10 protein-coding genes are annotated in these 12198 nt (G+C 57.2%); 8 read left to right on the top strand and 2 right to left on the bottom strand.

The window, feature by feature from the left end; genetic code table 11:
- Nucleotides 1-9: 9 nt before the first annotated feature.
- Complete coding sequence (locus HG66A1_RS07230) at nt 10-921, bottom strand: dihydrodipicolinate synthase family protein (RefSeq protein WP_145181512.1); 912 nt, start codon at nt 919-921, stop codon at nt 10-12.
- Between the two features lie 27 nt (nt 922-948).
- Nucleotides 949-2001, bottom strand: a complete 1053-nt coding sequence (locus tag HG66A1_RS07225; RefSeq protein ID WP_145181511.1) for a pyridoxal-phosphate dependent enzyme — start codon at nt 1999-2001, stop codon at nt 949-951.
- 321 nt (nt 2002-2322) lie between these two features.
- Here HG66A1_RS07225 and HG66A1_RS07220 point away from each other — a divergent pair, with 321 nt between their 5' ends.
- From HG66A1_RS07220 to HG66A1_RS07185, 8 genes are all read left to right on the top strand, one after another.
- Nucleotides 2323-3063: a FadR/GntR family transcriptional regulator gene (locus tag HG66A1_RS07220; RefSeq protein ID WP_145181510.1), complete on the top strand. Its 741-nt coding sequence runs from the start codon at nt 2323-2325 to the stop codon at nt 3061-3063.
- Between the two features lie 201 nt (nt 3064-3264).
- Nucleotides 3265-4176 carry a DUF1559 domain-containing protein gene (locus tag HG66A1_RS07215; protein WP_145181509.1) on the top strand — a complete coding sequence of 304 codons (912 nt, stop codon included), beginning with the start codon at nt 3265-3267 and terminating at the stop codon, nt 4174-4176.
- A gap of 88 nt (nt 4177-4264) precedes the next feature.
- Nucleotides 4265-4687 (top strand): hypothetical protein, encoded by a 423-nt coding sequence (locus HG66A1_RS07210; protein WP_145181508.1) that lies wholly within the window; start codon nt 4265-4267, stop codon nt 4685-4687.
- A gap of 31 nt (nt 4688-4718) precedes the next feature.
- Nucleotides 4719-5789 carry a sialidase family protein gene (locus HG66A1_RS07205; RefSeq protein WP_145181507.1) on the top strand — a complete coding sequence of 357 codons (1071 nt, stop codon included), beginning with the start codon at nt 4719-4721 and terminating at the stop codon, nt 5787-5789.
- Between the two features lie 151 nt (nt 5790-5940).
- Entirely contained in the window at nt 5941-6879 is a 939-nt protein-coding gene (locus tag HG66A1_RS07200; protein ID WP_145181506.1) for a sugar phosphate isomerase/epimerase family protein, read from the top strand.
- Between the two features lie 35 nt (nt 6880-6914).
- Nucleotides 6915-9464: a PSD1 and planctomycete cytochrome C domain-containing protein gene (locus HG66A1_RS07195; RefSeq protein ID WP_145181505.1), complete on the top strand. Its 2550-nt coding sequence runs from the start codon at nt 6915-6917 to the stop codon at nt 9462-9464.
- A 25-nt stretch (nt 9465-9489) separates the two neighbouring features.
- Complete coding sequence (locus tag HG66A1_RS07190; RefSeq protein ID WP_145181504.1) at nt 9490-10878, top strand: DUF1501 domain-containing protein; 1389 nt, start codon at nt 9490-9492, stop codon at nt 10876-10878.
- Between the two features lie 201 nt (nt 10879-11079).
- Nucleotides 11080-12195 carry a prenyltransferase/squalene oxidase repeat-containing protein gene (locus tag HG66A1_RS07185; RefSeq protein ID WP_145181503.1) on the top strand — a complete coding sequence of 372 codons (1116 nt, stop codon included), beginning with the start codon at nt 11080-11082 and terminating at the stop codon, nt 12193-12195.
- Nucleotides 12196-12198 lie beyond the last annotated feature (3 nt).

Here is a 12198-nt window from a genome sequence, read left to right as displayed (position 1 = left end):
GACGTGCTTTCACTCCGCTGCGGTGACCGTTTTACCGGCAAACATCTTTTTCACCAGGGGCAGTTCAAACAGGGCTGCCTCTTCTACCTCCGTGATGGGACGCATAGGCCGCGGCGCAAAATTACCGGGAATTCCCCGTCGGTTCAGTAATGCGGTCACCGTGGAAAACAGCGGCGCAGAAAACGTCTGCAGCAGTGTGAGTAAGGCAGAAAGATCCTGCTGCACTGTCGCCAGGGTCTCCCAGTCTTCCGCTTCTGTCGCGGTCACCATCGCCGCGATCCACTCCGGCACAACGCCATAGATCCCGTCCAGATGCTCGCGAACACCCGCACGCAGCAGCACATCCATCAGAGTTGGCTGGGCGACGATCACGCGAAATTCATCACCAATCGCATCCAGCACCGGCCGGATTGTCACAAAGTGATCGGAACACTTAATGCCGTGGATGTTCGGATGCTGGGCCAGTTGCAGCACGGTCGCCACTTCCAGTTTGGTTCCCGTCGTCTGAGGCAAGTCATACAGAAACATGGGGCGGGAACTCGCATCTGCCAGCGACTGGTAATAATCAATCAGGTCAGATTGACTGTACTTGATGAAAAAGGGAGCCAATGCCACGACGCCGTCGATGTCATACTCTTCCACCATCCGAATCCGCTCCAGCGTCCGCACATAGCTCGTATCGCCGACGCCCACCAGCAGTTCCGCACGTCCGGCGTTACATGTCACACTCCGGGCAACCAGATCGCGATAGGTGCGCTCCTTCAAGAGCTGCATCAGCCCCATCGTACCTGCAACCAGGAAACCGTTAATACCGTGGTCCAGCTGATCCTGCAGATGGGCTTCCAGCCCTTCGACGTGCAGGTCTTCTTCCGGAGTCAACGGAGTCCCCAGAGCGGTAATCATTTTGATCGAACTGGTCATATTGAAACTGCTTCCCTTGTTAAGAATTTACAAACTTTGCTTCTGGAATTCCGACAGGCTGATCACGGGACAGTTCGTATCAGCCAGCATCCGATCAATGGCACACTGGTCCTTGAAACCGGTACCGGTAATCAGACAGACCACCGTTTCATCCGCAGCGATTTCTCCCTGCGCCACGGCTCGTAATACTCCTGCCAGCGAAACGGCTGCCGCCGGTTCACAGAAAATGCCCTCCTCGCGCGCCAGGCGGGCCTGTACCTCAAATATGTAATCATCGGCAACCAGGTAACCGTTGCCTCCGGTCTCTCTGCAGACGCGAATCACTTCGTGCCCATCCAGCACATTCGCCACCTGCAGACCTCCTACCGCGGTCGTGCTTTCACAGGATCGGGCCAGACTGCTTCCCTCTCGCAACGGGCCGGCAATCGTATTATTCCCCGCAGGCTGAACGCAGTGGATGGCCGGGAAATCGACTTGTTCCTTCCCTTCCAGCGCCGTCTTTAAACCACGATAGACCGCCAGCAGCAGACCTCCACCACCTGCACAGCAGACAACATGATCGATCGATCGATTGAAAGCAGCCGTCTGTGTGACCAGTTCGTGTCCAATCACTTCGACTCCCGCCATGCCCACCGGGTTGAACTGATAACTGCTCACCTGCAGCGCCGCATCAGCGGCAGCCCCGATCTGTTTGAGACATTTGAACGTGGCGCGGCTGATTTCCGGATCAGCACCAAAGCCTTCAATCCTCCAGACACGAGCACCGTAGGCCAGCATCTGTTTCAGTTTATTCTCGGGAGCCCCTATGAAGACCGCGACCTCACATTCCAGTCCCGCAGCGGCACTGTAAGCTGCCAGGGCCGAACCTGCATTGCCGCTCGAACAGGTCACCACCCGCCGCTTCCCCTGTGACAGCATCTCGTTGATCGCGGCTGCCGCAAAACGATCTTTATAAGAACCGGTCGGATTCACCGTCTCCAGTTTGAAATATAAATGCTCCAGCCCCACGGCTGGTCCGATCCGCCGCGATCGCACCAGCGGGGTCTCCCCCTCGCCCAACGTAAACCGCTCAACATCCATTTCGATTTCCCTGGTAAGTCAGTCTCGATTCCACTTGAAATAACAGTCCCAGTAACAAAGGCGTACCTTACCAGAGGCACTTGGTAAACATGAGCATTCTTGAGCAAAAGATCAGAATTGTCTTGACGGGTAAATATCGAGTTATATGATAATAAACCAGATTGTCATACAATCTAAATATTTATATTACATTAGTCTATGGCAGATGCCATGACAGACATACGGAAATCTGTGATGTTCTTCGTGTACGGCCGCTCGAGCCACGCATTGAAACGCCATCATTTCTGACATTCATTGTCGCGCTCACAGGATATTCGTTGCATGAACACACTGCAGAGTGATTCTCCGGTCATCGGTTCTGACTCCCGAACCTTAAGTGCTGAGCTCGCAGAACAGCTGTGCGCCAGGATTCGCAATGATCGACTGGCTCCCGGAACCCGTCTGGGAACCGAAGCTGATCTGGCCAGTGAATTCGGCGTTTCACGAACCGTCGTCCGGGAGGCGGTTGGCTCACTCCGCGGTCTGGGAGTAGTCGTCGGCAGACAGGGGCTCGGGCTCTGTGTCGGCGAAGCAGATAACTTCTCCACCGTACTCCGCAATGCCCTGGTTCCCCAGGTCGCCAGTGCGGACGGCTGGCGCGAATTGCAACAGTTGCGGGCCGTGATTGAAATCGGCTCCATCGCCCTGGCCGTTGAATTGATCTCCACCGAAGAAATCATCCGCCTGCAGACCATCGTGGCAGAAATGAAACGGGTCATGCGGAACCTGGACGAAGATCCTCAGGGAACCAGCAAAGCCTACAAGGAACTGGACTGCCTGTTCCACGAAACGATTCTGGGTGCCTCGCATGGAAACTTTGTGCAACAGTTCCATGGCGTCCTGCTCGACTACTTCCACGCGGGCGATGTCTACGGATGTCCGCCCCGGGAAAGCGGGCTGCGTGAGCACGAACAGATTGCCAATGCCATCGCCGACCGCAATGTTGACCTGGCTACGAAATACCTGACAGAACACTTGAAGCCGCAGTTAAAGGCGCCCAGTAAAGATTCGACGACAAATTAAACGCCTCAGGCGAACAACATAAATGACTTGAATTTCGAACAATCGATTTGGCAGCAGAACCAGTTCTGATCCGGCATTTTCCGGTCAGCCCTGGGACTGCAGCAGTTTTTTATTTATATCCCTGAATCTGTTATCTATGCACCTGTGTGCCAGGGTGATCATAGCATTTATTTTTTTGCGTTTATGTTGGGAGATGCTTCCATGTTCCGTTTCCATTCCAAGGTGAGAGCTCGTGGATTTACGCTGATTGAACTTCTGGTCGTGATTGCCATTATTGCCATCCTGATCGCTTTACTCCTGCCCGCGGTTCAGCAGGCTCGTGAGGCGGCCCGCAGATCGTCCTGCAAAAACAACTTCAAACAGGTTGGACTCGCTCTGCAGAACTATCACGACACCTACACTGTCTTTCCCATCGGGGCCGGCATCAGTGGAGGCTGCAGTGGCTACTCAGGCGCGCACATGTTTTCCTGGGGCACCCGTATCCTGCCCTACCTCGATCAGGCCAATATTTACAACAACCTGAACTTCTCCGGGCCGACTCCCTTTGTCCCCGCGAATTTCTCTAATACGACCTGCCTCAACCCGGTAGTGCCGTTCCTCTGTCCCAGCAATCCACAGCCTGACACCATCGTCAACAAAAACGGTGCTTTCGCAGGCGCACTCCCAAACGGCATGCCCCGCACCGACATGGGCGGCGTTGCCGACTCCGTCAGCTGGAAATGTAACAGCGGCTCCGGCGTGCGACCCACTTCGGTCGGTAACGGGGTCCTCTACGCCATCTCGAAAGTCAGAATGCGCGACATCATCGATGGCTCCAGCAACACGCTCATGGTGGGTGAAATCACAGGTTCGCTCGCTTCGAGTGGCCTCAACGGAAACTCCTACACCGGCTACGATGTCTTCGATACCAGCAATGGTATCAACAGTATTGACACCGTTCCCGGCGGCGGTACCTTCGCTTTCCGGCCACAGGGCTTCTCCAGCTATCACGTAGGTGGCTGTCACTTTGTCTTCGGCGATGGTTCGGTACATTTCCTCTCCGAAAACATTGACCAGGGAACGCTCACAGCACTCACGACCCGGGCCGGTGGTGAAGTTGTTGGCGAGTATTAATTCTCGACGCTGATTCATTCAATGATTGTGCATTCATAATGTTCGTGCAGGCTTTCGCGTCAGCCTGCACTGTTTCAAGGAGTTTACCATGCCCGCAAAAGGGTTATTGCTCTTACCGGCTCTCTTACTGCTGGTTGGCTGCGGGGGGATCAGCGATGCCCCCGACCGCCGCGTTGTCACTGGTACCGTCACCCTGGATGGCGCCCCCCTTGAAGGAGGCGTGATCCGCTTTCGCCCGCTGCCCGAAGGACCTATCGCTGCCGGAAAAATTCGGGACGGCAAGTACGAAGTTACCAACAAAGGGGGCGTCCCCATTGGTAAACAGCGTGTCGAAATCAAAGGCGCGCCCATCCTCCCCGCCGATACCGCCGGTATGTCACTGGGAGAAATCGACGCCGCCACGAAACCCGCCATCCCGGTTCCCGACAAGTACCACAAAAATTCGGAACTCGAAGCCGACATTGAAGCGGGCGGCGACCCCCTGGTTCTCGACTTTGATCTGAAAAACTGAAACAGGCTCCCTCATAAGTCAGGTATCAGACATGCAACTTAGACCAACCATCCCGCTGCTCCTCACCGGGCTCCTGCTCTCCCTTTCATCAGCGAAAGCCGAGGAATGGAATCACCCTCAGACCAGCAAACTCCCCCACAAGCATCTCGGTCCCTTCATCCGTCTGACGGATGGCAACATCCTTGCTCCCGACACCAAACAGTCGCTGATCAGCGAGGATGAAGGGAAGACCTGGCAGGCCACGCCCCTCTATGCCGAACCGGAAAAGTTCCACACCAGCAACGAACGCGCACTGATCCAGACCCGCAAAGGGACGATCCTCCTCGTCTGCATGAATCTGGCCGAACGCAAATTCAACTGGAACGACAAACTGGGAGGCCCGCAATCCGACTGCTACCTCCCCGTCTATGTCATCCGCAGTACCGATAACGGAAAAACATGGCTCACACCTCAGATCCTCCAGGACCACGGCTGGTGCGGTGCCGTACGCAGCATGATCCAGACCAAGTCGGGCCGCATCATCGTCGTCGTCTCCCAGTCCATCGCCAATCCCGGCAGGCACGTCTCGCATACCTATTACTCTGACGATGAAGGCGAGACCTGGAAACACAGCAATATGATCGACCTCGGCGGTTCCGGCGATCACGACGGCGCCATGGAGGGGACCATCGTCGAACTCAAAGACGGACGCATCTACCAGCTGATCCGCACCAAATTCGGCCGCTTCTGGGAAGCCTTCTCTGAAGATGAAGGGGCTTCCTGGCGCACCATTCGCCCCTCGGAAATTCCCGCCAGTTCATCCCCCGCGATTCTGCAGCGACTCGAGAGCGGACGCATCGTCATGCTCTGGAACCGCTTCCGCGATCCCCAGAAACGCACAGGTCGCCGCGAAGAACTGTCGCTCGCTTTCTCCGACGATGATTGTCAATCCTGGAGCAAGCCGACTGTCATCGCCCGTGATCTGACTCCCCCGGGACAGAAACGCGAAAACCGTGTCTCCTACCCCTACGTTTTCGAAGCCCATCCCGGCGATCTGTGGGTCACCACCATGCAGGGGCCCGTCCGTCTCAAATTCAAAGAGGCCGATTTCCTCAGCCCCTGAATGCGACGATATGCTTCCTGAAAATGTCTGGTGTGAAAGCGGAATAGTGATGGTTTAGCCAGCTGTCTGCTGCTATGATAAAGATCCGCCTATATGTAAACCTACTACGGATCTCAGTCAGAACTCACTCCCCGCCTCAGGAGCAGCTTGCATGCAGTCTATGTCCCGTCGTCAGTTTCTCTCCTCCGCCAGTGCCGCCTGCCTGGCACTACCGGGCCTGTCGCCACTCTTCGCCGGTAAAACCGCACCGCCGACGCTCACCCTCGGCTTCAGCCTCTACGGCATGCCAAAGATGCAGACCGAACAGGCCCTGCAGACCGTCGCAGACATTGGCTACGACTCCACCGAACTCTGTCTGATGGATGCCTGGGACGCCACACCGCTCAAACTCAATCCGCAGCGCAGAAAGGCAATCGCCAGTAAGCTCGACGACACCGGCCTCAAGCTCGCATCCTTGATGGAACACTGTGACCTCACCGGCTCCCCTGCCAGTCAGAAACCGGTCCTCGAACGTCTCAAACGGGCCGCCCAGCTGGGGCACGACCTCAAACCCGATCAGCCCCCGCTCATCGAAACCACCGCGGGCAGCGGCAAGTGGGAAGACCGCAAAGAGGAAATGCGCGACAACCTCCAAGGCTGGGCCCAGGTCGCAGAGAGCACACAAACCGTCATCGCCGTCAAGCCACACCGGGGCGGAGTCGTTGATCGCCCCGAACAGGGCGTCTGGCTCGTCGAACAGATCAACAGCCCCTGGATTCGCCTCAACTATGATTTTAGCCATTTCACACACCGCGACATTTCCCTCGAAGATTCGCTGAAAACCATGCTCCCCTACACCAGCTTCATCCAGATTAAAGACACCGTTCTCAAAGACAACAAAGCTCGCTTTGTGCTCCCCGGCGAAAGCGGCGACATCGATTACGTCCGCCTGCTCAAACTCGCTGTCGAGGGAGGTTACCGCGGAGACATCTGCTGCGAAGTCAGCGGCATGGTCTTCAAACAGCCCGGCTACGATCCCGTCGCGGCTGCGAAGACCTGCTATCAGAATATCGCCCCTGCCTTCCAGAAAGCCGGCATCCAGCGCGGCTGATCAGATATTGAATCCATCCCTTGAAGGGTTCGACGATGACGAAACAGAATCGACTTCAAACTGCCAGGATCGTGACCATAGCAGCCTTACTTCTGCTGTGCAGCTCACTCTCCGCAGCGGAACCGGCCCCCTCCCGCGACCAGCAGCTTGAATTCTTCGAACTGCATATCCGCCCGGTCCTGATCGAAAAATGTGCCGACTGCCATACAGGCGGCGCAGACGCGGAAAGCCCGCTCGCCCTGCAATCCCGCGGCGATCTACTCAAAGGGGGCGACTTCGGCCCCGCCATCGTCCCCGGTAACCCACAGGCCAGCCTGCTCTTTCAATCCATTCAGCGGACCCACAAAGAACTGAAAATGCCTCCCGATGCGGAAGAGCGGCTCAATGCCGAAACACTGGGGCACTTCAAACGCTGGATTGAATGGGGCGCTCCCTGGCCTGAAGAACAGACGAAAGCACGCCCCACCACAGACACAAAGTCAGCCGAAAAACTGACCACCAGCCACTGGTGCTTCCTGCCCCGCAAAGATGTCACACCACCCACAATTGAAAATGCGGACTGGTCCAACACCGCCATCGATCGCTTCATCTATGCCCGCCTGCAAACAGAACAACTGACGCCCGTGCCTCTGGCCGACCGCAGAACACTGATCCGCCGGGCCACTTACGATCTCACCGGCCTGCCCCCCACGCCACAGGAAATCACAGACTTCCTCAACGATCCGGCTGCAGACGAAACCGCGTTCGCTAGCGTCGTCGATCGCCTGCTCGCCTCTCCCGCATACGGGGAACGCTGGGGCCGTCACTGGCTGGATGTTGCCCGTTACGCAGACACCCAGGGAGACGTCGGCGATTTCCCGATCCCCGGTGCCTACCTCTATCGCAACTGGGTCATTGACTCCCTCAACGCGGATCTCCCCTACGATCAGTTTCTCACCGCCCAGCTCGCCGGCGACATTCTCTCCCAACAGGAATCCGATCCGGCCCGGGCTCGACAACTCAAAATCGCTACCGGCTTCATCGCCCTCTCCCGCCGGTTCGGCAACACCCGTTTTGAAGATCAGCACCTTACCATCGACGACACCATCGATACCATCGGCCGCGGACTCATGGGCGTCACGCTCAAATGCGCCCGCTGTCACGATCATAAATTCGATCCGATGCTCGCCACCGACTACTACGGACTCTACGGCATCTTCGAAAGCACTCTCTACCCCAGCATGGGCGCCTCGAATCAGCCCTCTCCCACGCAACTGGTCTCCGCGGAAAACACACCCGGTTCACAACAGAAAATCAACGATTACTGGAAATTGCTCAGCCACTATCAGCACCAGATCCGCAATCACTTCCGCCCGTGGTTAAAACCGACTCTCAAGGAATATAAACAGGTCGCCGCAAAAATCGAACAGGCGAAACAAGCTGGCAAACCATTCGACAAACTGGAAGCCCGTCGGCAGAAACTCCTCAACACCAAACAAGGGAAGTTTCGCGAACTGATGCTGCACGGCCTCCCCTGGCTCAAAAAGGAAAAGGCCCGTCTGGTCAAGCAACCTCCCGTGGAGATGCTCTACGCCGTCATCGACGGCAAACCGCATCACAGCCGTCTGCACCGCCGCGGCGATCCGGAGAACCAGGGGGATGTCGTCCCCCGCCAGTTCATCAGCGTCATCTCGGAGTCGAAACCGGACCTCGACAAACAGCACTCGGGACGCCTCGAACTGGCCCGCTGGCTGACCGATCCGGAACACCCCCTCACCGCCCGCGTGATCGTCAACCGGCTCTGGTATCACCACTTCGGACAGGGACTCGTTAAAACCGTCGATAATTTCGGCGTCCTCGGTGAAGCCCCCTCCCATCCAGAGCTGCTCGATTATCTGGCCAGTCAACTGATCGCACACCAGTGGTCGCTCAAAGCCCTGCATCGACAGATCATGCTGACCCACGTCTATCGCCTCGACAGCCGGGACCAGCCGGAAAACAGTCGCCGCGATCCGGACAACGTCTACCTCTGGAAACACACCCGCCGCCGCCTCGACGCCGAATCCATTCGCGATGCCATGCTCTTCGTCTCCGGCGAACTCGACCGCGAACAGGGCGGCCCGCACCCGTTCATTCCCTGGCATAAAAAAGGCTACAGCCTCAACGGTCCCTTCCACGAAGTTTTTGAGACCAACAAACGCAGCGTCTATCTGATGACACAGCGGCTCTACAAGCATCCTTTCCTGGGTCGCTTTAACGGTCCCGAAACCAACGAAACCTCGGGCAGTCGGCACAGCTCGCATCTGCCCACCCAGGCACTCTACCTGTTGAACGCTCCCTTCGTGCCCCGGCAGGCAGCCGCCTTGGCCCAGCGTATCGAACAGACATATTCGACATCTGCAGAACAGGTGGAACTAGCCTGGCAGTTGGCCTACGGTCGCAGCCCCACCGAATCCGAACAGGCAGACACCCTTGAGTTTCTCAAAACGTACCAGGCACAACTGGCAGCAGAACAAACGCAGGATTCAGCAACAGAGGTCCCTTCCGCCTGGACCGGACTGGCCAAAGTTCTGCTCACCAGTAACGAGTTCTTTTTTATTGACTGACCCCGCAATACAACAGGAACGCAGAATGTCCGATTCTCCATTGATCTCACGACGACAGCTTCTGCAGGCTGGCCTGGGAACGTCCGCAGGTCTCTGGCTTCCCCGCGTATTGCCCGCCGAACTCGCCGCCCCCCATCACCGGCCCCGTGCCAAACATGTAATCATGCTCTACATGTCCGGAGGCTACTCGCACGTCGACACCTTCGACCCCAAACCCGAACTCACCAAGCGGCACGACCAGTCGATTGGCAACGAAAACAAAGCCGCGGTCTCCGGTCAGCCCAAAGTCGAACGCTATCTCAAAGCCCCGCTCTGGAAATTCCGCCCCAACCGGGAGTGTGGCACCGAAGTCAGCGACCTCTTCCCCGAGATCCGCAAACAGATGCACGAAGTCGCGTTGATCCGCTCCATGAACTGCGATCACCGCGACCACGGCGAAGCCACCCTGCAACTGCATACCGGCAGCACCACCGCAGCCATGCCCGGCATGGGAGCCTGGCTGAGTTACGGCTTGAAGTCATTCAACCCGAACCTCCCGTCACACGTCGTCATTTCTGAACATCGCCCCTACAACGGACCCCAGCTGTGGGATGCCAACTTTCTCCCCGCAGTCAACACCGGCGTCCGCGTCATGCCCGGCAACGATCCGATCCCCTATCTCAAATCTCCCACGTCGCATTCCCGCCAGCAGCTTGAACTCTCGTTGTTACAGAAACTGAATCAGCGGCACCTGGATCGCCGCGATCCCGATTCCGAACTCACCGGTCGCATGAGTACCTTCAAAGCCGCCTCCGGTCTCCAGCGCCAGGCCCCTGAAGCACTCGACCTCTCCCGGGAATCGAAGTCAACACTCGGACTCTACGGAGCCGCACAGGGAGACCAGGCCAGCTATGCGGCCCAGTGCATTATGGCCCGCCGTCTCATCGAACGAGGTGTCCGCTTTGTCGAAATCATCGATGCCGTCGGTGCCTGCCGGGACAACTGGGATGCTGCTCACCGCGACATGGCCTCGCACGAAAAATACGCCCGCCGCGTCGACCAGCCCATCGCCGCCCTGATCACCGACCTCAAACAGCGGGGCCTGTTCGAAGAAACCCTGCTCGTCTTCTGTACCGAATTCGGCCGCTCCCCCTGGGCCCAGGATGGTAAGGGAACCAAATCCCGCACGCATCACCCCAACGCGTTCTCCTGCTGGCTGGCCGGCGGAAATGTACGCGGCGGCGTGATTCACGGCGAATCCGACGACATCGGTAACTACGTTGTGAAAGACCTGGTCCACATCCACGACTTCCATGCCACCATCCTGCACATCATGGGACTCGACCACGAACAACTCACTTACCGCCACGCAGGACGGGACTTCCGTCTCACCGACGTGCACGGACACGTCGTCAAGCAGATACTCCACTCCTGATCTCATATCGTACCCCTGACGATTTTAGCGACACCCGCGCTGATATTTTCCACACCTCAAATCACCTTTTCTCTTCAGAGAAAGGGTTTCCTCGCGGTTTGACCAGCCGTAGACTTGAGGGAAATCGGAACGCATTTTGCGGCTCTCGCATTTAGCGACTCAGAAGTCGTCAAGATTTCTTTCAACAGTCAGGAGTATCAAATGGTCGGTTTTCTTCGAGTGATGTTAGTCGGTGTCCTCAGTCTCAGTACCAGTCTGGTAATGGCGGACGGACCGGAACCGGCTCTACTCAAAGCCTCCCGCGACAAAGCGATCACCTTCCTCAAGAACTCCCAGAACGAGGATGGAACCTGGACCTTCAGCGAAGCCGCCGGCATCTCCGCCCTGGTCACCACCGCGCTCATTGAATCGGGGGTTCCCCTCGATGATCCCACCGTCGCCAAAGCACTCAACCGCTTGTCTGCTTTCTGTCAGGAAGATGGTCGCATCTGTTCGGCTCGCAGCAATCACGCTGGCTATGAAACCGCCGTCGCACTGATGGCCCTGCAGGCCGCCAACAAATCGGGCAAATATGATGAGCAGATCAACAAGGCCGGAAAATTCCTCCGCAGTCTGCAATTCGATGAAAGCAAAGATGTCAAACCCAGCGATCTCTCCTACGGCGGTGCAGGCTACAGCCCCGACGGCGGTCGCCCCGATCTCTCCAACACCGCCTTCATGATCCAGGCCCTCAAAGCCGCCGGCGCCAAAGACGACGACCCTGCGATTCAGAAAGCACTGACCTTCGTCTCCCGCTGTCAGAACCTGGAAAGCGAATATAACACATCCCCAGCTGCCGCGAAGATCAACGACGGCGGCTTCTACTACACGGTCGCCGCCGGCGGATCGTCACCTTCCGGCAAAACCAAAGACGAAGGCCTCCGCTCATACGGCAGCATGACCTATGCCGGCCTCAAAAGCATGATCTACGCCGGACTGACTCCCAAAGATCCCCGCGTCAAAGCCGCCCTGGACTGGATTCAGAAAAACTACACCGTCCAGAACAACCCCGGGATGGGCGACAACGGTCTCTACTACTATTACCAGTTGTTTGCCAAAGCACTTGACACCGCCGACCTCGCGCAGGTCAAAGACAGCAAAGGTAACACGCACGACTGGCGCAAGGAACTCGCCAAACACCTGTTTACCCTGCAGCAGGACAACGGCAGTTGGGTCAACTCCAAATCCAATCGCTGGTTTGAAGGAGACCCCAACCTGGTCACCGCCTACACGCTGCTCGCCCTGAAGAACTGCGAGTCCGCTCCCTCAAAAGATTAAGTG

It is taken from the genome of Gimesia chilikensis, from assembly GCF_007744075.1.
Lineage (GTDB): Bacteria > Planctomycetota > Planctomycetia > Planctomycetales > Planctomycetaceae > Gimesia > Gimesia chilikensis_A.
The sequence above is the reverse complement of the archived record's forward strand: the minus strand, read 5'-3'. Positions and strand labels throughout refer to the sequence as shown.